The sequence below is a fragment of the Dyadobacter diqingensis genome (assembly GCF_024220585.1).
Taxonomy (GTDB): Bacteria; Bacteroidota; Bacteroidia; order Cytophagales; family Spirosomataceae; genus Dyadobacter; species Dyadobacter diqingensis.
Genome location: NZ_JAMXKF010000007.1, coordinates 19601 through 40375 on the forward strand (window position 1 = coordinate 19601; position 20775 = coordinate 40375).

General features: G+C 42.2%; 14 protein-coding genes. 4 read left to right on the forward strand and 10 right to left on the reverse strand.

Going from position 1 to position 20775, the window contains the following annotated elements; genetic code table 11:
- Positions 1–136: 136 nt before the first annotated feature.
- From M1L62_RS18680 to tsaE, 7 genes are all read right to left on the reverse strand, one after another.
- Positions 137–1459, reverse strand: coding sequence for a vanadium-dependent haloperoxidase (locus M1L62_RS18680; RefSeq protein WP_254561141.1), 1323 nt, complete (start codon positions 1457–1459; stop codon positions 137–139).
- Positions 1459–4728 carry a VCBS repeat-containing protein gene (locus tag M1L62_RS18685; RefSeq protein WP_254561383.1) on the reverse strand — a complete coding sequence of 1090 codons (3270 nt, stop codon included), beginning with the start codon at positions 4726–4728 and terminating at the stop codon, positions 1459–1461. The genes M1L62_RS18680 and M1L62_RS18685 overlap by 1 nt, the downstream gene beginning before the upstream one ends.
- Positions 4729–4937: 209 nt before the next feature.
- Positions 4938–6566, reverse strand: a complete 1629-nt coding sequence (locus tag M1L62_RS18690) for a SusD/RagB family nutrient-binding outer membrane lipoprotein (protein WP_254561142.1) — start codon at positions 6564–6566, stop codon at positions 4938–4940.
- A 5-nt stretch (positions 6567–6571) separates the two neighbouring features.
- A complete protein-coding gene (locus tag M1L62_RS18695; RefSeq protein ID WP_254561143.1) occupies positions 6572–9679 on the reverse strand; it encodes a SusC/RagA family TonB-linked outer membrane protein in 3108 nt (1035 codons plus the stop codon).
- Between the two features lie 317 nt (positions 9680–9996).
- The gene (locus M1L62_RS18700) at positions 9997–10404 is read right to left on the reverse strand and encodes a hypothetical protein (protein WP_254561144.1); all 408 of its coding nucleotides are present in this window, start codon (positions 10402–10404) and stop codon (positions 9997–9999) included.
- 243 nt (positions 10405–10647) lie between these two features.
- The gene (locus M1L62_RS18705) at positions 10648–11874 is read right to left on the reverse strand and encodes an alanine dehydrogenase (RefSeq protein WP_254561145.1); all 1227 of its coding nucleotides are present in this window, start codon (positions 11872–11874) and stop codon (positions 10648–10650) included.
- Positions 11875–11930: 56 nt separating this feature from the next.
- Positions 11931–12335 (reverse strand): tRNA (adenosine(37)-N6)-threonylcarbamoyltransferase complex ATPase subunit type 1 TsaE, encoded by a 405-nt coding sequence (tsaE, locus tag M1L62_RS18710; RefSeq protein WP_310589987.1) that lies wholly within the window; start codon positions 12333–12335, stop codon positions 11931–11933.
- 309 nt (positions 12336–12644) lie between these two features.
- Between tsaE and M1L62_RS18715 the strand changes: the two genes are divergently transcribed.
- A complete protein-coding gene (locus M1L62_RS18715; RefSeq protein WP_310589988.1) occupies positions 12645–13601 on the forward strand; it encodes a sugar phosphate isomerase/epimerase family protein in 957 nt (318 codons plus the stop codon).
- Positions 13602–13637: 36 nt separating this feature from the next.
- Here M1L62_RS18715 and M1L62_RS18720 read toward each other — a convergent pair whose 3' ends face one another.
- Together M1L62_RS18720 and M1L62_RS18725 are read right to left on the reverse strand one after the other, a co-directional pair.
- Positions 13638–15464, reverse strand: a complete 1827-nt coding sequence (locus M1L62_RS18720; protein ID WP_254561147.1) for a sensor histidine kinase — start codon at positions 15462–15464, stop codon at positions 13638–13640.
- Positions 15465–15499: 35 nt separating this feature from the next.
- The gene (locus M1L62_RS18725) at positions 15500–16162 is read right to left on the reverse strand and encodes a response regulator (RefSeq protein WP_254561148.1); all 663 of its coding nucleotides are present in this window, start codon (positions 16160–16162) and stop codon (positions 15500–15502) included.
- A 155-nt stretch (positions 16163–16317) separates the two neighbouring features.
- Here M1L62_RS18725 and M1L62_RS18730 point away from each other — a divergent pair, with 155 nt between their 5' ends.
- The 3 genes from M1L62_RS18730 (at position 16318) to M1L62_RS18740 (ending at position 19275) form a co-directional block, all read left to right on the forward strand.
- Positions 16318–16695, forward strand: coding sequence for a LytR/AlgR family response regulator transcription factor (locus M1L62_RS18730; protein WP_254561149.1), 378 nt, complete (start codon positions 16318–16320; stop codon positions 16693–16695).
- Between the two features lie 354 nt (positions 16696–17049).
- Entirely contained in the window at positions 17050–18087 is a 1038-nt protein-coding gene (locus tag M1L62_RS18735; RefSeq protein ID WP_254561150.1) for a Gfo/Idh/MocA family oxidoreductase, read from the forward strand.
- Between the two features lie 357 nt (positions 18088–18444).
- Positions 18445–19275: a hypothetical protein gene (locus M1L62_RS18740; protein ID WP_254561151.1), complete on the forward strand. Its 831-nt coding sequence runs from the start codon at positions 18445–18447 to the stop codon at positions 19273–19275.
- 549 nt (positions 19276–19824) lie between these two features.
- Here the strand turns inward: M1L62_RS18740 and M1L62_RS18745 are convergent.
- The gene (locus M1L62_RS18745; protein ID WP_254561152.1) at positions 19825–20187 is read right to left on the reverse strand and encodes a T9SS type A sorting domain-containing protein; all 363 of its coding nucleotides are present in this window, start codon (positions 20185–20187) and stop codon (positions 19825–19827) included.
- Positions 20188–20775: the final 588 nt, after the last annotated feature.

Consider the following 20775-nt stretch of genomic DNA (forward strand, 5'->3'; position numbering starts at 1 on the left):
CTGAACCCACGCCAACAGAAAATAAACGGTCTTTCTATCGTAAGTGGATTCAAAGATACAACTTATACTTTATGCCGATAAAATTTAGTGCGGAATGAATCAGACAATCTGTCTGATAGCTTGATTTTTCTGCACCTTACTTCGCAGCTGCTCCATGAACACCCGCTTTTTTAATTGTTTCTATGATAAACTCACCAATTTTTTTACCCTGTGCCTGCCCGTTTTCAATCGCATCCCGATAATGAATTCCGCCATACAAGCGGGAAATCGCAGCTTCTTCGGCTGCTTGCCTGAAAGATTTAAAATCGCGTGTGGGCAAATCAAATATCACCTCTGTATTGTCCGTGAAAGAAAAATTGTCTCCAAAAAAATAAGTAAGTGTTTCAGCTACGGCAGTAGAAATTACGCTATGTCCGCTCGTGTACTCCGGAAAAGGCGGTGTTTGCAAGAGCGGCTGCCATTTTGGATCAATGTATCGATTAATAACGGTTTCGGGCCGAATTCTGCTGCTCCGGTATTTCTCGTCCCAGCAGCTTATGAACGCATCCATTAAAGTAGCCGCAACCATTCCATGGATCATAATGCCCCGATCCAGATCCACTTTGGCTTTTGTGGTCGCGATGCTCGTTATATTCATCCAGTGCCCGCCCGGACTGATCTTCTTGAAACCAATCGACATGTGCCCGGATGTGTTGATCGCAAAAGGATTACAATCCCAATAAGAGGCAATAAAGCGGGTTTTCTCATTCAGCTTTTTGCCAGCATCGTAAACCTCATAGGCCAGTTTATAAAATGCGCTGGTGCTGTCCTTGCTGAAAAGAACCGGGGGCTCAGGTTTGAACTGCCCGCTGGAATCAATAAGGACCGGACGTATCGTTTTCCAGTGCGGCTCCACCCCTTCCATATAACCCGGAGGCGTCGGAAACCAGTAACCATCACCTTTCAAAGGCCTGTATCTTAATCTTGTACTCAACTTTGAGTAATTATCGGTACTGGAAAAAACGATGATTTTCTTTGCTACTTCCTGAGCGACCGCAACCGATTGCGCCACAAGCTGATCGGCATAACCGTCTTTTTTCAACACCGCCAAAAGTTTTTTCTGATCTTCTTCCAGCATATACCCCGACGGCAAAATGATCCTTCCCGTTTCCAGAATACAATAAAGCGCCGCGATTTTATAATCATAAGCGGCCTTACTTTCAATTTCTATTTTGTTGAGCCCTTTCACATACGCCGACGGTGAAACGATCGACTTATTATTTCGGGCAATGATTTCCTGAGCACCCAACAGGCAATACGTATAAAACCGGCTGGCTGCCGGCGGATTGGCCACATCATGGATCATCACCATCGTCAGCGAAAAAATGGCCGGCTGCAAATGTCTGTCCAGTTCTTTTTTTGATTTTTGGGCATGGGCAAGCTGACAGATCAACAAACTTAACAGCAAAAGTCTTTTCATTATTTTTTCTGTAATTGATAAAATTGAAGCGGTTTATTAAAGGCGCCTATCAACAGATACGGTTCCTTTTTTATGTTGATCTCAACAACGGATTTGACGTCACCCGTCACGGAAAGGCCCGAGCGTGGCTGGCTTACGTAAACGAAATGCCCTTTTCCATCTCCCCGCAGATAACAGCCATAGTTGGCGTCCATGCTTCCAATTTTCAGACGGTTATCAGACTTATTTCCAAATAACAGCAGATCCTTGTTTCCGTCCTTGTCGAAATCTTCATAAAGTATGGAAGTTACCGGCGCAAACTGCGCCTGAAGTGGCAGGATCTGCTTTTCAAATTTTCCGTTTTTATTCATAAAACAAACCGACCGGGCCTCATTAAATTTTAACTTTCCAGCCTTAGCCAACACTTCCGGCGAGAAGATATCCATCATGGTGGCACTGGCATAGTCCTTATAAAAAGCGAATTTTTTACGCATCGGGTAAATCTGGTCATTCAATTCGTCACGACTGACAAACGGATAGGATTTGCCCTGAATATAAAAATTGAAAAAGGGATCGATTGAACCGTTGTTGTCAAAATCGGCAAAATACAGTTCTCCCGGCTCGCTTTGTGAAACTTTGATTTGTGAATTTGTGCCAAAATTTCCGGCAACAATATCCTTCTTTCCGTCACCGTCAATATCTTCGATCAATAACGAAGACCAGAAACCAGATTCTTCCTCCGAGAAATACTGCGCCGTTTTATCAACAAACCCGTCTTTGGTATTGGCATAAATCTTAACCGGCATAAACTCGCCACAGATAATCAGATCCTTTCGTCCGTCATCGTCCAAGTCGGCCCACTGCGCGTCCGTCACCATACCTGCCTTTGAAAAAGGTGCCGGGGTTATCGAAAACTCACCCTTCCCGTTATTGGTCAAAAGAAATGAAGTCGGGGTTTCAGGATAACGTCCTGGAATAATCCGGCCACCCACAAACAAATCAAGATCACCATCACCATCGTAATCACAAGCCCTGACACAGGATTTGCTGCTGGCTTTAAGATTTGGCATCGACAACACGGCCAGATTGAGTTTTCCTTTGCCGTCACTTAAAAAAATTTCATCCTGAAGAGAAAAAGTATTAGGCTCAAAAAGTGAATAACCGCCCTTGGCTACGTATAGGTCATCAAAACCATCTCCATTGGCATCAAAAAATAATGCTGCCGAATTGGCTGAAAGGTTTTCATCACCGATCGCGAATCCTTCCATTTCTTCAAACGTCCCTTTCGAATCCTGTAACCAGATTTTCCCTTTTTTATTCTGATCACCACTCAGGTAAATGTCTTCCAGTCCGTCCTTGTTCACGTCACCTTTGGCAACAATGGGGCCCGTTTGCGAATACATGGACAACATCAAAGGCTGACGTTTGAAATCATTTTCGCTGAACCCATCGTGCTGATACGTTATAATATGATCGGCCCTGGCAAAAACTGTTGATGTTTTTTCAGATACTCTCTGTATTTTTTTTATGTTTTCCGGTTTCTTCTCAACAGTCAGCAACTGGTTGGAAGTTACATTCGTCAGCCATTGCTCCTTTTGGTCTGGCCAGATTATCCTCACTGAATCCACCTGTGTTTCGGCATCAAGTCCAAAATGTAACTTTAATGGCAGACAGGACAGATATCCCCGGTTCGGATTTACTTCCTGGTATTGTTGCTTTCCTTTCGAGAACAAAAACACCTTAGCCCCAACCGCATTTTTGTTTCCTTCGGACTGCTTTAATTTTACCTGAAGATAACCACCCTTCGATTGCTCTCGTCCCATATTCTGGTACACAAAAGCCGGTTCATTGATATTGCTGACCACCAGATCCAGGTCTCCGTCATTATCAAGATCAGCGTACACAGCACCACTTGAAATCGCCGGGTTATTGAGCCCCCAATCTTCCTGTTTTTTCGTAAAAGTCAGGTCCTGGTTATTTTTAAAAATGTAATTCGCCAGCTTGGTTGAAGGCATCGCCTTGATCAGATCCATCAGCAAAAACGGCTCCTTATTAACCGCCTGCCTGATCTTGTAGTCGCCCCAGTATTTCAAAAAATCCTTGTTGGTATAGTCTCTCAGATAACCATTGCTGACAAACAGATCTTTGTATCCGTCGTTATCAAAATCTGCCAGCAGCGGGCACCAGCTCCAATCGGTATTGGATACGCCGGATAGCTGTGCAATTTCACTGAAAGTACCGTTTCCGTTATTGAGCTGCAACATATTCCGCATATACTGGCGGTTTAGATTCTGTTTCATCATCAGCTCAAAAGACTCGTAATTCTCCTGAAGCTGTAACAATTTCTGGCGTCGGTTATCCTCTGGAAGCATGTCCAGCGAAATGATATCCGGCAAACCGTCATTGTTAAAATCGGCGATATCCAGCCCCATCGAAAACTGGGCTAAGTGGCGAAAACACGCCTCTGAGTCTTCGTGGAAAGTTCCATCGCCGTTATTGATGTAAAGATAATCCGGCTCGTTGTAGTCATTCGTAACGTAGATATCCGGCAAGCCATCCAGATTGATATCAGCAATGGCGACACCTAACCCGAACGTTAACGGATACTGATAAATGCCTGCCTTTTTGGTTACCTCAACGAATTTATTATTCTTGTTTTCAAAAAGTTTGTTACCAGCCAGCTCATCCGTTTGGGTCCTGAACTTGGCCAGTTCCATGTTATCAATTTTTTTGACGCTGTGATTAAGCAGGAACATATCCAGATCGCCATCATTGTCGTAGTCGAAAAAAGAAGCCTGCGTGCTGTAACTGATATTGTCAAGACCATATTCCTTCGCCTGTTCGACAAACTTCACGGATCCGTTTTGCGCCCCCTGATTGATAAATAACTGGTTTTTTCTGGTTTCGTCATCTACCTTACCCGAATAACAAATGTGAATATCCAGCCAGCCATCGCCATTAACATCCGCCATGGTTACACCTGTTTTCCAGCCAGCCTTTCTCCCTTCGATGCCTTTTCCCGCCGAACCCGTAATATCCTTAAACCGGATCGGGGCACCTTTTTCCCCTCCCAGATTAAGATACAACTTATTGGATTTCATGTTTGAGGTAAAAAACAAGTCATCAAATCCATCATTATTAACATCACCCACTGCCACACCGCCACCATTGTAGAAATATTCATAAGCCATTACGTTCAGGCTTTCATCCTCGTTGATGTCATTCCTGAAATCGATATTGGTCTGCTTTGGAGTCAATAACTGAAAAAGCGGCTGCTGCGCCTGGGCCATAGAAAAGTGAACCCCGAGCAAAAGAACCAGGGATAAAACACCTGAAATTTTTCTATTCGTCAACATGAAAAAGAGAGTAAAAAATGTAACGAAAGATATGTTATAAAAACTAAAAAAACTTCAACAACCTGTTGAAGTTCGGATTAATTGTTACTGTGATAAAAACGGAGCAAGAAATGAATATCCCTCGCTCCGTTTTTTTGGGTTTATTATTTATCCCACCAGATTCTGGCAGTGAAACTATCTGTACCACCCAGACGGCCAATTGCCTCAGCATAGTTAACCGGATTCTGAGCAGGCTCGTTGGCGCCGTAAGGATTTCTTCTAGGAATTGTTCCGTTTGAGAAACCGCCCGGGTAAACAACCGGTGTTAGTGCAGGATAACCTGATCTTCTCCAGTTACTCCATGTTTCAATGAAGTTGAACAAAGTACCTGTGGTAACCCAGTACTGCTCATTGATTTGTTTCAGAGACTTATCGGTTGACGAAACATCCAATGGGTTAGCTGCCAAAAACGCACCTGTTGCATCAATAGCTGCTTTTACAGAAGCGTCTGCTGCGGCGGCAGTCTTGTTGAACTGAGCCAAAGAAGCGATAGAAGCTGTAACACCATTGTTGAAGTGATCGGCAGCTGTTCCTGAACCTACGTTCCATCCTCTTACTTTTGCTTCTGCAAGCATCAGCTCAACTTCCCCGTAAGTCAGAATAAAGTTTGTGCCGCTTCTGTCAAGGAAAATAGTCGTACGAGGTCTTGAATATTTACCTACACGAGCAACCTTATCGTCTTTGATGCTTGGATCAGCCGGAGAATCCCCAGGAAATTCAGCACTTTTTGAAATATCCGTTGCTCCACCGTTCAGGTCATATCCGTTTGGAAGCCCAATCTGGATCGCCAAAGTATTATCACCAGCCAAATCCTGGTTAGAGTTGTTGGCATAACCTGTTTTTGCAACCTCTGCAATGGCAGTGATACGTGGATCTTTGGTTGCTTTCAGATAATCCATGAAAGTTTTGCTCCATCTAACCTCTCTGTAATCATCTGCCACACGTAGTGCATTGGTGGTAGCATTCGAATTACCTGTGCTGTTATCCGTCACTACTTTCGCATTGTCAGCGATAGCAGTGAAAACACCACCAGCTACTGCTTTTTCAGCCCAGGTTTTCGCCAATGCAGCGTCCACTTTTGTAAGGCGCATTGCCAAACGCAACATCAAAGAGTTACCGAATTTTTTCCATTGTGCGATATTACCCGAATAGAATAAATCCGCCGTTGGGCCAGCTTTCGCCGCGTCAAGGTTTTTGACAGCAGTTTCAAGATCCGTCAGCATTGCCGTATAAATCGCCTGCTGTGTATCATACTTTGGTGCATAAATTCCGGCTTTTGCATTAAGCGCTTCCGAGTAAGGTGCATCTCCGTACGTATCCGAAACACGTGCGATACACAAAACCTTCATGATCGTACCAATGTTGTAAAGGTTCGAAAGTTCCGGTTTGTCTTTCACCAGATTCTGCATTTCAAAAGCACGGGAAGCTGCATTGTAGCTATCGCTGAAAATGCTGCTCTGGTATGATACAAAGCTTCCAGACGCACGGTATTTGTCTCCATTACCGTAATAAGAATAAGTTGACGCCAGAACCTGTGTCCACATACTCTGGAACAAAAGCTGCGAATAACCTGTGTTTGAATAAGAGTACTGCGTTTGCGACAACAAATAATTCGCATTAAATACAGCACCACTGGTTTTGTTTGGATCGGTATTGATATCTTCAAATTTATCCGTACATCCGAAGGAAAGAAGAAATACCGCGACTCCTATATATTTTGATAATCTTTTCATGTTGCTTATTTTTTGAATTTAACGCTCACGTTCAAACCGTACGATCTTGTAGCCGGCAAGCTACCACCTTCAATTCCTGCGTAGTTGATAGCCGCTGAGAATCCTGCTTCCGGATCAATATTATCCGTGTGTTTAACGATTGTAAGCAGGTTACGAGCCACAAAAGAAAGACCGATCGATTCGAAAGGCAACTTACCAAGCATTTTCGAAGTCAGTGTATAACCAAGTGTCACCTGACGAAGTTTGATAAAGCTACCGTCTAAAACGTTCATAGAAGAAATTCTTCTTGCCAGTTCCTGATAGTAGTCCTGAACATCCACCGCTTTCGTGTTTGGCGTTCCGCCTTCAAGCACACCTTTTGCAACAATTGTATTTGCTTCGCGTCCTTCCAGCGTGTTTTTGTTCAAACCACGGAAAGTAGAATAGTAGTTGGTTGCAGACAATAATTTGTTTCCGAATTTATAGTCAAAAAGGAATGCAAGGTTGAATCCGCCATATGCGAATTCGTTATTCCAACCTCCATAAACTTTTGGCAAAACAGAACCCATTGCTTTTTGTTTTGGATCTCTCATCGGAACACCTGTTGCATCGATCACAATGTTTCCGGCAGCGTCACGCATGTAGTCGTATGCATAAACTTGTGGACCAGCCATACCTTTGATCAACGCAGTGTTGGCATTCAAAGGACGATATGTACCTAATACCTTCACCTGGCTTTCATTTCCTGAGCCATCGATTTCGACGATACGGTTTTTGATTGCTGTAAAATTAAAAGTAGATGTCCAGCGGAATTTCTCAGTTTGCAAAGGAACAACCGTCAGCATCGCTTCCAAACCAGAGTTTTTAGTAGATCCTGTTCCAATAAACTGGCTTGTATAACCTGTCGCTTGCGAAAGAGGACCGTCAATGATTTCGTTTTTGGTTTTGCGGTTAAAATAGGCCACATCAAGTCCCAAACGGTTATCATAAAACTTCAATTCCGTACCAACTTCCACCTCTGTCAAAACATAAGGCTGCAATGTCAGGTTAGGCAATTTGTTGTCAAACGAACCGGTTGTTACCCCACCAATCGTCGAACCGATTGTGTAATATTGAGATGTCTGATAAGGATCAGCTTCACCACTAACCTGGGCATAAGATGCTCTTACTTTACCATAATTAAAATTAGGTTTATTAAGCAGATCAGCAAAGTTGTAGCTTGCGGAAACCGACGGCGTGAATACACCATAATTACCTTTTGGCAATGTTGAGAACGCATCGTAACGCCCGGTTGTATTCAGCGTAAAGTTCTTATAACTCAAATCCACTGTGTAGAAACCTGAATGTGCTTCCTTCTTGTTGAAATTGTAGTCACGGTTAAATGACACTACGTTTGACCAGCTATAAAAGAAAGGAAGAACGAAAGGACCACCACCAATTTTCATTGATTCGTAGCTGTTCTTTCTGATCGAACCTCCGATCAATACGTCAAGACTTAATTCCTCAGTTATATTTTTCGATGAACCAAGGAAGGCATCCATGTTAAGCTCGTTAATTTCACTGTTGCGCTGGTCATCCAAAGAACCTTTCTGATCCTGCGAATAAGCAGTTCCGGTTGGTGTGATTTTGAACAAACCATCATTGATACGGTCATAACCTACGCGGCCCATTGCATAAAGCCAGCTGGTGATATCATAACGCGCTGTGATCGCAGTGATAAGACGTTTTCTTTTCAGGTCGTTGTCGTATCTGTTAACCACGAACCAAGGGTTAGTAACATAAATATCATCGTTGTACTGAATTTCAGCACCTACCGGTGAATTGATGTCGTACCCAGGCTGCAAGGCTTTCTGATCTACACTGTTAGCCAAAAAGTTGATATTATTGGCATTCATCGGTCCGTCACTCAACTGAGGTTTGTTATTGAACTTCTCGTTCACATAGTTAACCATCAGATCCACTTTCAACTTTTTACCAAATTTCTGAGAACCTGTAAAGTTGAATGTTTTACGATCCAGACCACTATTTCTTAAAATGGATTTGTTTGAAAGATTTGCAAATGATAACCTGAAAGTACCATTGTCATTGCCGTTTGAAACAGACACCGAATTCGTAAAAGTTGAACCGGTGCGGTAGAACTTTTCAAGGTTGTTTTTCACAGCCGAATAAGCATATTGCTTACCGTCAAATTGCGTAATCATCTGCCCGTCCAGTTTCGCTCCCCAGCTGTACATCCCGCTGTTTAGTGCACTTGTTACGTTCGCCGGTTTCACACCATGTTGTCCCTGACCATATTCATACTGGTAATCAGTGTAATTGATCATCTTATCTGCCACTGCATTGGCATTGTACTCAACAGCCATAGATCCTTTTTTACCACCTTTTGTAGTAATCAGAATCACACCGTTGGCAGCACGTGCACCATATAACGCCGAAGCAGCAGCACCTTTCAAAACAGTCATTGTTTCGATATCGTCCGGGTTGATATTGGAAATACCATCACCCTGATCTGCTCCACCCCATTCACCGGAATTCCCATCTCTTCTCTGGCTATTGTCCATCGGCACCCCGTTGATTACAAAAAGAGGTGTTCCAGCCGAGAAACTGGCCATACCTCTTAATAGAATCCGCGCAGAAGAACCTGGTCCTCCGCTTGTTCCGCTGATATTCAAACCTGCTACACGACCTGCTAATGAATATGCTACGTTTGTTTCACGCGCTTTCGTCATTTGGCCTCCGTCAATGGTTGATACCGCATAACCAATTTTCCTTGCCTCTTTGGAAATACCAAGAGCAGTTACAACAACTTCGTTCAGATTCGCAACGTCCACTACCATTTTCACGGTTATCTCCGACTGGTTGCCCACAGCAATTTCCTGCTTGGCATAGCCAATAGAAGAAAATACAAGTGTTGCACCACTTTTTACCGCAATTCTGAAATCTCCGTTAGCATCGGTGTTCGTACCGCCTGTGGTTCCCTTCACTGTTATCGAGGCACCTGGCAATCCCGCACCATTTTCGTCCAGTACTTTACCCGACACCGTTTTGTCTTGCGCCAAAACGGGTGACATGATAAAGAAAAGACCTAGTAAGATAAAAACCCTGGAACAGGTTTTACGTAATTTTTCTTTCATAGGATAATCAATTTTAAAAAATAAAGAATAGGTTACCTGCCAAATCAGCAAAATAATAAAGATGCAAATCAGCTTATACTGCAAATATCTTAATATAATTCGTAATTAAATAATTTTAAACATTCTCCATATCTTTTATTATTATTTTTTAATAACTCCTTTGCATTAGGCCAAATAATTCCATCATTGCTAAATCAATTTAGCTTGTTTCTTAAAAATGATAAATCACTCCAAATCAGATCAATAAAAAAACGGGTGCCATTTTTGCAAATGGCACCCGTTTTAAGGAAATTTTAATCCCGGTTACTTAAAAAAAACTAATTATCCTCCGGATATGGCACGAATATAAAACCTGAGAAATCTCCGATTAATGCAAACAGGCAGCAATATTCCTCTGGATTTTTATAGTTTTCAGTAAACAATAAAATCGACTCTTCGCCTATCAGTTTGCGGTCGACAAACTCCTGCATATAAGACGCGCGGTAGTTATAACGATTGGTCAATTCTGTGGACCCGATCAATAAGACGCCCAGATCCATTTCCTCGTTTGTAATGACAAAAATCGGGTTGTCAGAAAACCCGCGTTTTCTGATCTGGTACGACGCATCCTTCAATTGATCTGATACCCGTACAAAATCCTGTGATACCATTCCCATTAGTTTACGGTTCAACTCTGGCGAGTTGGCATCGTCCATCAGGGAATTTTCATTGCTGTTGTTAATCATAATTTTCTTAGCTATTGGCTATTAGCTTCTGCCCGCGCGGCGGGCCGCCGTTAGCTTTTCGCCTGTTGCCAGTTTTGTTGATTATTTAGTTTTTGGTACAGAGAAATTAGCTTTCATCATCAACCATTTATTAATCTTCCTCCCGATAAAAACAATTGGAAAGACAATTTTGGCGGCATAGTCATTTAGTTTCTTAACGTCTGGTCAAGCTATCAGCGGCCCGCCGCGCGGCTAAAACCCAATCTACATTCTCGCCGCCAGCAGCAACGTCAGATCCTTGTAACGCATGTTGAAACTCCGTGCGATATGCGAATTCGTCAACGTTCCTTTGTGACAATATACCCCTTTCATAAACCAACGATTGGCATAAATCATTTCCTCAATCCCGCCAATTGTTCCCGTTTGTAGTAAAAAAGGTAAAAATACGTTACTCAAAGCGGTACTGGCCGTATTCGCCACCCGCGACGGAATATTCGGTACACAGTAGTGAATCACGTCATTATATTTAAAAGTCGGGTTTTTATGGGTTGTCATCCGGGAAGTTTCAAACGATCCTCCCTGGTCAATACTTACGTCAATAATCACTGAACCGGCTTTCATTTGGGAAACCATGTCTTTGGTAACCACCATCGGACTCATTCCGTTTTCAGCGCGCATCGTTCCAATCACCACATCGGCGCGACTGATCGCCTCTGCCAAAGTATCCGAATCAATAATAGAAGTGTAAAGATTTTGCCCGATAGAATATTTTAGTCTTTGTAAACGATAAATATGTTTGTCGAAAATTTTCACGTCGGCTCCAAAACCGATGGCAGCGCGTGTTGCATATTCAGCAACGGTTCCTGCTCCCAGGATCACGATTTTTGTTGGCGGCACACCGGTTATCCCTCCCAGTATTATTCCACGCCCGCCGCTTGGGCTCGAAAGATATTCGGCCGCGATCAGCAACACGGTACTCCCGGCAATTTCGCCCATAGCCCTGATGATCGGCTTCCCTCCCACCTGATCTTCTATGAGCTCATAACCAATACCGGTAATTTTCGACTGATTGAGTTTTTCGAAATATTTCTTTTCCAGCGAAGGTAAATTCATGGCCGAAATCACAGTCGTACCTGCCTTGATAAAATTGAACTCTTCTTCAACAAGCGGCTCTACTTTCAGGATCAGATTGGCCTGATATACCTCCTCGGGACTCTGAACAATTTTCGCCCCCGCTTCGCTATACTCGTGATCAGAAAAGTTGGCACCTTTTCCGGCATTTTTTTCAACCCAAACCTCGTGCCCGTTCCTCACCAGAATACTCACGGCATCGGGCGTGAGGGCAATTCTGTTTTCCTGCAAGGAGATTTCCCGGGGTAACCCGATGTTTAAGGAATTCTGATTTTTCCGGGTAGCCAGTAAAGATTCCTGCGGATATAGTGCCGACTGTTTAGCCAATTCTTCAAAACCAGTGATTTGAGGCTGTGCCATGGACTAGGTAAAATATTAAAATTAATAAGAGATGAGTGTAATTTTTTGAGAGGGCCTTATTGCTTTTCTTCCGTCACAACCAAAACCCGGTGCCCGTTTTCATCCATATCCATGGTAATCAGCAAATGAGGATAAGGCCATAACGATTCGATTTTCTCCGGCCATTCGACAAAACAAAAACCGCCTGAATCAAAATATTCCTCGATACCAATATCCAGCGCTTCGATTTCACTCCGGATCCGGTAGAAGTCAAAATGATAAACCAGTACGCCTTTTTGGGTGATATATTCGTTTACGAGAGAGAATGTCGGGCTTTGAACGATCGATTTAACACCAAGCAGTTCACACAATTTCTTGATCAGAGTGGTTTTTCCAACTCCCATGGAACCACTAAACAACCAAACAGGGACATTTTCCCCGATCCGTAGCAAGGAAGCCGCAACAGTATCTAACTCGGACAATTCTTGAAAACGGATTGTAGCAGGCAAAGTATTCATGTTACAAAAATACCATAATTTAAATACACTAATTGCATTTTGTAGCCGACAATTCTTTTGAGCGCCGCAAGAAAATGATAGTCAGTGGTTACACGTATCCCACACAGCTGTCGTGGCCTGGCTAATTTGACGCCGTTTGACATTCAATCTCCGGATTCATAATCTTTAAAATATCACGATCATTGCGGGTAGTAACATTACTTTTTCGTCCTTTACTCGTTATTAATTCCAGTTCCTTTTCCAACCACCTTTCGGATAAACTCTTAAAAATAAATGATGCGAACTGAACTTTCCCGCCGAAAATTCCTGATCAATGCAGCACTTGCAGGCAGCGCTCTTCCATTGCTGAGCAATGAGGCTTTTTCCCACCAATCGGGTCCTGTCGCTGATGTTCCAAAAATCAATATTTTTTCAAAACATTTGCAGTTCCTGAACTACAAGGATATGGCCGAAGCCGCCAAAGAACTGGGTTTTGACGGAATCGATCTGACTGTTCGCCCCAAAGGGCACGTGCTGCCGGAGCGTGTAGAAAACGACCTACCACAGGCTGTTGAAGCGATGAAAAAAGTCGGTTTTGCGCCATTGCTTATGTGTACGGCCGTAGAGGACGCCAATAATCCACTGGATAAAAAAGTATTGGAAACTGCCGCTGCTCAGGGAATAAAGTACTACCGGATGAACTGGTACAAATACAACGATCAGAAAACCATCCCGCAATCACTGGGTGAGTACCGCGATAAGATGACCGGATTAAGCCAGTTGAATAAAAAACTCGGGCTGACGGGCTGTTATCAGAATCATGCCGGGAGAATGGTCGGAGCCTCCATGTTTGAGATATGGGATATATTGCAAAAAGCCGATCTCCACCACATGGGCGCGCAATACGATATCCGCCACGCAACGCTGGAAGGCGGACTTTCGTGGCAAACCGGTTTCAATCTGATCGAGCCAAACATAAAAACGATCGTTTTGAAAGATTTCATGTGGGATAAAAGCGGCGGAAAATGGGCTCCGAAAAGTATGCCGCTGGGCGAAGGCATGGTGGATTTTAAAACCTATTTTAAATTACTAAAACAACATAACGTGCAGGTGCCTATCTGTCTGCATCTTGAATATCCACTCGGTGGAGCAGACCAGGGTGCCGACAAAATAACTGTTGCACCGAAAGTTGTCTTTGACGCGATGAAAAGAGATTTGCAAAGAGTAAAAGAATTATGGCAGGAGGCCTGATACATGACTTTCAAAAAAACCCGGAAGCGGTAAAATTCAGGTTTCTTCTTTAAGAGCAACCTTAATAATAATCACCGTGCCGCTTCCGGGCTGACTGTCAATCAGCAATTCGCCCTGAAGATATTCTTCGACCCGGATTTCCATATTTTTCAACCCCTGCCCTCTTTTGACCCGTTCCGGATCAAAACCAATTCCATTGTCTTCAATAATTACAGTAAGCAGATTTTTCTCCCGTACCAGCTGAATATTAATCTCTGTGGCTTCGGAGTGTTTTATACAATTATTAAGCGCCTCAATAATGATCACATACAACACCCTTTCCGCATAAGCGGGTATTCTTTTTTGCATCCCGATAAAATCGAAATGAAAAACCGGCGTTTTTATATGCCCGTACATTTGCTCTAAAATTCCGGCAAGTCCCAACTTATCAAGAGAAGAATTCCGCATTTTATCAGCGATACTGCTGATATTCTCGCTCAGAAGATTCAATACTTTATAAACCGGCGCCCACCAGTTTTTTTCCGAATCAGGAAAATACTGTTCCTGAATATATTCGACATTCAGTTTGGCTGCCGAAATCTGCGAACCGATCACATCATGAAGATCGGCGGCAATATCGGTGCGCTCCTTTTCCTGTGTGGTGATCTGGGTTAGCAGAATTTCTCTTTGCAAAAGTCTTCTCTGGTCAAAATCCAGCTTAAAACGATAAGCCAGCCCGAACGTCAGCGCAAACATTTCGAAAAGGGTAGCGTAGTAATAATATTCATGTATTTCCTGCACAGCAACCTTATGAAAATCCGAAGAAGTTTCAAGAGCCACGATGGCCGAAATCGGCACCGTTGCCAACAAAAACAGCCAGGCCGGCCTATAACCTCTGCGGATGGCCTGTGTAAGATAAACGAGGGGAATGATACCGAGAATCAGCATAGGCCCATAAAAAAAGCCATGCAGGTGAAACAGCGTGACTCCGCTAAAATACAGGTACGCAAGCGGAGCAAGCTGAAGCAGTACCATACCGCGCGCAATCATCGGCAGCAGGGTCAGTCGCGTCGGGGAAACTCTCAGAAATTTCTCTGCAAAAAGTACATAAAGACAAGGTATCATCGTGCTGAGAATGCCATAGATATCTTTTCGATAAATAATTTTGGGCAAATCATCAAAAAGTAAAAATGTGTAGTCGTTATAAATCAGCATGATAGAAACCGAACACAACACGCAGCCAAAATAATAAGCATACATCCAGTCCCGGAAAAGGCACATCAGGACAATACTAAACAATAACATGATCGTCATACCGCCAATATACAGGCTCTGGAAGAATAACTTTTGCTGTAAATACTGCTTTGCCTCCGACTTCTCATAAAGCGTAAACGGCGACACAGTAAGACGAAAATTAAGATTCCTGACCCGCGTCCAGAGCCTATATTTCTGGCCCGGCAAAACATCGAAAGTCAGGCTAAGATAAGCGTTGGAATTCTCCCGGTAACGCAACGGAATATGACTGCCCGTAACCGGGAAAGTCTTCACGAGAGAATCACCGATCGTAAGATAAGCTTGCAGTGAATCCAGTCCTTTTGTAAGCAAGGTCAGCGTTTTCACTTCTTTGGTATCATTCTGAATTGAGAAACGTAGCCAGTGCGGAAGTGGATTTATGCCAAAATCAGGATTGCTTCCCACGAATAATTTCCAGTCTTTGCTCAGCATAGCCTGTCTCAAACCGTAAGAATCCGTGGAATCAATGAAATATTCTAAGTGCCGACTGAATGCAACAGACTTAAAATCAGGCTTTATAGATACCAAATCCTGGCTTTTTAATTCAGAAACGATAAAGACCAGCACAATTAGCGTAACGTATTTTATCATTCAAGTAGAGGTAGTGTCACTTAAAGATACAATCATTAGCTAAAAAAATTCATTTCAAAAGCGAGTTTTACAAGATGCGCTGCGTTGCGTGCGTTAAATTTCCGGATAAGATTCTGACGGTACTCGTTAATCGTATCTTTTTTAAGCGTCAAAACCTTCATCATATCCTCTGTTGACAGCCCCTCTCCCAACAGACGGAGTATCTCCTTTTCCCTTGGCGTCAGCAGCACACCTCCCGCTCCCAGACAGTTTTCGTCCTTTCTTTTCTCATTCAATATCATCTCGACCTCTTTCTGAAGATATTTCTGTCCTTCCTGAATTTGCTTGATTGCCAGTATTACTTCCTTATAATCGGCACTTTTCAAAACATACCCGTCGGCCCCCAACGCAATGGCTTTTTTAACCAGCTCATAATCACGGTGATTTGATACCACCAGCTTTTTAATATTGATGGCGTGGCTTTTAGTAAATTCAAGAATATCAAAACCTGCCAGTCGAAGCGACGTACTGTTCCGCGTTTCGGGCATACTCAGGTCCAGCAGCAATACATCTGCAAGAACCGCCTGAAGTTTAAAGACGATTTCATGGAAAGTCTCCGCAAACCCAACAACTTCAATATCTTCCCGGCCTTCAAAAAGTTTTTCATAGCCCTGGGCAACTAAAGTGTGGTCTTCTGCAATGAGTATACGAATTGGCATCGGAGGTTAAGGCTTAACAATTAATCAGTTGACAATACTACGAAGAGTAAACACAGAAACAAACCCCCTAAAAATGGGGGTTGCCCGTAAAAATCCATAACCTTAACATTGCAGCCGTGGAGCGAAACCCTTCTCTAACTAAAACTCCAACGGATATGAACGCGGCACTGAAAATTTCAAGTTTTGCCAAAGCAATTGACAAATCGAAAAAAATACCGCTGAGGAACAATGGCAAACTGGAATATCTGCCTATTGATAATGTTGAACACATTGAGGCGGCAAGAAATTATTCCATCATTCACGGGCTTAACGGGAAATTCTGGGTCAGCTCAAAAACGTTACAGGCATTTGAAAAACTGTTAAACCCGACACGTCAGTTTCTCCGTCTGCACAGATCTTACCTGGTCAACCGGGCGTTGATTATTGACTGTTTTTATGAAAATGATGCCTTTGTGGTATTACTGACAAATCAAAAAAAGATCCGTGTGGCACGCCGACATATAAAGCTCGTGCGCATGGAAGTAATGAGCTAAATACAGTCAATTACAAACTCATCCAACAAACTATACACGCTAGCGCCGTTCAATTATATTGTCGGCGTTATTTGTTTTACAGGCGTCCCATCACAGAAATGCGAGCCGGATCGCCCCATCTCCGGCCTTTTTATCAAATTTATATCAGTGGATTATCACCGATATGTCGTCATTATCACAGGTTAGCGAGTTGTCATCCTGCCGGGTCTTCATTTTGTTAAAATTATAACATGGTAATTTCCCGTAACTCTTGACTCTGTATCGGTAAAAGTTAACTTTGCAAACTGCTAACCAGCCAAACAGGGCTGTTCTTTCGGCCTGCTCAAAATTTATCATTCATCTATTCCTTAACATATGTCTTCTAGAATTCTTAACGTCGGTCTTATTGGTTTCGGACTTTCAGGACGCTATTTTCATTCGCCATTCCTTTCCATCAATCCGCGTTTTAAATTAAAAACTGCCGTAGAAAGAAGTAAAAACGAGGCGCAGGAATTTGATCCTACCATTGAAAATGCACGTTCGATCGACGAGCTTTTAAGCGACGAATCCATTGATCTTGTATTTATCTGCACGCCTAATGATACCCATTTTCAATATGCCATGGATGCATTGGAAAATGGGAAACATGTGGTTATTGAAAAGCCCTTTTCGGCTACCGAGGAGGAAGCAAAACAATTGGTTGCGCTGGCCAAAGAAAAAGGACTGATCCTGACAGCCTATCAGAACCGCCGCTGGGATTCTGATTTTTTAACGATCAAAAAACTCCTGGCCGAAGGAAAACTTGGTGATATCGTAGAATATGAATGCCGCTACGACCGTTTCCGCCCTGTTGTTCCGACAGAGTCCTGGAAAGAAAAGAAAGTCGATGTGGGTGGTAATCTTTACAACCTTGGCCCCCATTTACTGGACCAGGCACTTGTTTTGTTCGGAACACCGGAAACCGTCACCGCCGATGTCCGCACGGTAAGACCTAATAGTGAAATTGATGACTATTTCGACGTAAGACTTGGTTATCCCGACAAACTGGTCATTCTGAAATCCAGCTTAATGGTTTACGAAAACTTCCTTCGTTATACATTGCATGGCACAAACGGATCATTCATAAAAGGCGGACTGGATGTTCAGGAAGAAACATTGCGTCAAAATGTCCTGCCAAACCAGGAACCTTGGGGCCACGAACCCAAAAATCGCTGGGGCACCTTGTCAAGCCCTGAATTTACGGGTGTTGTAGAAAGTGAAGCCGGAAATTATATGCCATTTTATGACAATGTTTACGAGGCGATCGTGGAAGGAGCCGAGCTTGCTGTCAAACCCGAAGAAATTCTTAGAACCTGCCGCGTGATTGACTTGGCATTCCAAAGCAGTCAGGAGAAAAAAGTGATGAAGTATTAAGCTTATTCTCAATATTCCGTTTAAAATTTTATGAATTGCCGGAGAAAATTAATTTTCTCCGGCAATTTTTCATTTAGGCCATATACAATTTCAAAATCTACTCTTTATATAGGCTTAATAAGGGATTAGAAAAAAATTAAAAATATGACTATTCCCCTTATTCGGGCATTAAGTAACCATAAGATACAATTAAATAAATCCAATATTACTTAAATTTGCCCAGGTTAAAAAAACACCTGTTTGTGATTGAACTTTAGTAATTAAAATTCGATTACAAGACTAGTTTAAATATAAAAACAGACACATAGTAAGTCAGGACCGTGTTTCTGTTTACATGATACCTCTTCTAATTTTAGCATGAGAAAATTATTACTCGTTAGCATATTTGCTATCCAGGCAGTTACCGGCTTCTCTCAGTCGTACGATTACTTAAAATCACATAATAACAAAGGCAAGATATTTATTTCATGGGGCTGGAACCAAAGCGCCTATACCCATTCGGATATCCGCTTTAAAGGAAACGAATACGACTTCAAATTAAAAGGAGTAGTGGCAAAAGATCGCCAGACACCTTTCACTTTGCGTTATTTGAATCCTTCAAAAATGACAATTCCGCAGTACAATTTCAGAATTGGATATTTTATAAATTCCAAATACAGCATTTCATTCGGCTTTGACCATATGAAATATGTAATGCAGCAGGATCAAACGGTTAACATCAATGGGCACATTGCAGGTTCCGGTACCGATTACGACGGAACTTATAACAATGAGCCAATAAAGCTGACCGGCGATTTTCTAAAATTTGAACATACAAACGGACTGAATTATCTGAACCTGGAACTAAGGAGAATGGATAATCTTTTCGATCAGCGTGCATTGAAGATAAAAAACATTGACATTAACCTGATAGAAGGTGTTGGTGCCGGCTTGCTTTATCCTAAATCAGACGTTACACTGCTAAACTATGAGCGGAACGACCAGTGGCATGTGGCCGGTTATGGGGTCAACCTGGTTGCCGGACTTAATGTTACTTTCTTCAAGCATTTCTTCATTCAGGGTGAAATGAAGGGTGGTTATATCAACATGCCGGATATCCTGACTACCCATTTCGTTGACGACAGGGCTTCTCAGCATTTCTTTTTTGCGCAGGGTAACGTGAACTTCGGGGTGATTTTTAAGCTGTAAGCTGAATTACAAAATCAAAGAATTTAGATGGCGCTTGAACATGATTCAGGCGCCTTTATTTTTTTTCGTGGATTGAAATCCACGGCTACAAGATCGGTCATGCCTACGGCATTTTTTTGTGTGTTGGTTGGTTTGGTGATTTTAGCAACGCATTAGGAAAGATATATCTGACCGGTGGTTCTTTTTCAGAATCTTCAGCCGAAGCTATCCGTACATTTTAGCCGCCTTAATAACCCTAAAATCCATTTACCCCTTAACACCAGACACCCCAGTGCCATCGGCACGACCGATATTGTAGCCGTGGAATTTATTCCATGATCGTGAAATTTATTCCATGATCATGAAATTCGTTTCATAAAAATTGAAATGAATTCCATCATGATGGAATTCATTCAACGATGATGAAATTCGTTCCATGCTAAATTGAATCCATTCCATGATATGGATTCGTTGCATAGGAAATCCAAACCCGTTCCCCGATAACGAAAAAGGAGAACAGCGTTATGCTGTTCTCCTTTTTATATTGTAAGCTGAATTGTTCTGCCGCCCTTATTTTACAGCAGTTACCAAACGTTTTGTTTCAGTAGCAATTACGAAAGGTTTTTCAGTGATCTCAGTTCCATTGTTTACAATGAAAGTGTAGTTACCATCCAAAAGGTTAGACAGGTCAAATACTTTTGAATAATTTTCAGACTTAGGAATAGCAGAGCTGTAAAGCACTGTTCCGTTTTCGTCTTTAATCGTTACAGAAGATTTTTCTTTAACACTGTCAAGTTTCAGTCTGAATGTAAGGTTATCAGCAGAAACCAATTCGATTGCAGCAGCGTTTGTGTTAACTTTTTCGCCAGCGAATGAGAAACTTGCAGTTGATATTCCCACCAAAACTGCGATTGCTAAGATTGTTTTTTTCATGATGTCTTTAATGTTTTATGTTGTTTAATTTTCTGTTAAGAATTGTACTTTACAGATATAACTAAATTGATAATCGAAATCTCACTTAATTTTTCAAAAGCCGCTATTTCCGTTGCTTTTGATAGATCAAAGGTAGGTAACAATCTTAATACAAGTCAATAAGAAAGATTTCATCTTGAAAAGTTCATATTACAGTCCTATGTTAATATTAGAATTATCCTATACTTATAATAAAAGTACAACAAGTAGTTTAAAATTTGACAATAGCATTTTTACCATACTCTCCACACCTATTGCACTATTCCAATAAATAGTAATCTTATAGACTTTAAGCGAAAAAAGACCTGAAAGAGCGCTAAGTTTACACCTTTTGATTAGTGACATTATATCTCCAGAATACACCATTTACTCAACAGCTATTTTCATCTTACACTTCAAGATCAGCCATCTCCCCCATTTTATCCTCTCTGAAACTCAAGAGTATACTGCGCCAAGAAGAATTCTGCTCAGGCAGGTTTAGAAAAAAGCAAATAGTTTTTATTTGATATAAGTCTAAATAGATTACTTTTGATTTTATTATTTAGTATT

Excerpts from the sequence above, each read along its gene's own strand:
- M1L62_RS18680 (WP_254561141.1), bottom strand. The coding sequence starts at position 1,459 with ATGAAAAGACTTTTGCTGTTAAGTTTGTTGATCTGTCAGCTTGCCCAT.
- M1L62_RS18685 (WP_254561383.1), bottom strand. The coding sequence starts at position 4,728 with ATGGCCCAGGCGCAGCAGCCGCTTTTTCAGTTATTGACTCCAAAGCAG.
- M1L62_RS18690 (WP_254561142.1), bottom strand. The coding sequence starts at position 6,566 with ATGAAAAGATTATCAAAATATATAGGAGTCGCGGTATTTCTTCTTTCC.
- M1L62_RS18695 (WP_254561143.1), bottom strand. The coding sequence starts at position 9,679 with ATGAAAGAAAAATTACGTAAAACCTGTTCCAGGGTTTTTATCTTACTA.
- M1L62_RS18700 (WP_254561144.1), bottom strand. The coding sequence starts at position 10,404 with ATGATTAACAACAGCAATGAAAATTCCCTGATGGACGATGCCAACTCG.
- M1L62_RS18705 (WP_254561145.1), bottom strand. The coding sequence starts at position 11,874 with ATGGCACAGCCTCAAATCACTGGTTTTGAAGAATTGGCTAAACAGTCG.
- M1L62_RS18715 (WP_310589988.1), top strand. The coding sequence starts at position 12,645 with ATGATGCGAACTGAACTTTCCCGCCGAAAATTCCTGATCAATGCAGCA.
- M1L62_RS18720 (WP_254561147.1), bottom strand. The coding sequence starts at position 15,464 with ATGATAAAATACGTTACGCTAATTGTGCTGGTCTTTATCGTTTCTGAA.
- M1L62_RS18725 (WP_254561148.1), bottom strand. The coding sequence starts at position 16,162 with ATGCCAATTCGTATACTCATTGCAGAAGACCACACTTTAGTTGCCCAG.
- M1L62_RS18730 (WP_254561149.1), top strand. The coding sequence starts at position 16,318 with ATGAACGCGGCACTGAAAATTTCAAGTTTTGCCAAAGCAATTGACAAA.
- M1L62_RS18735 (WP_254561150.1), top strand. The coding sequence starts at position 17,050 with ATGTCTTCTAGAATTCTTAACGTCGGTCTTATTGGTTTCGGACTTTCA.
- M1L62_RS18740 (WP_254561151.1), top strand. The coding sequence starts at position 18,445 with ATGAGAAAATTATTACTCGTTAGCATATTTGCTATCCAGGCAGTTACC.
- M1L62_RS18745 (WP_254561152.1), bottom strand. The coding sequence starts at position 20,187 with ATGAAAAAAACAATCTTAGCAATCGCAGTTTTGGTGGGAATATCAACT.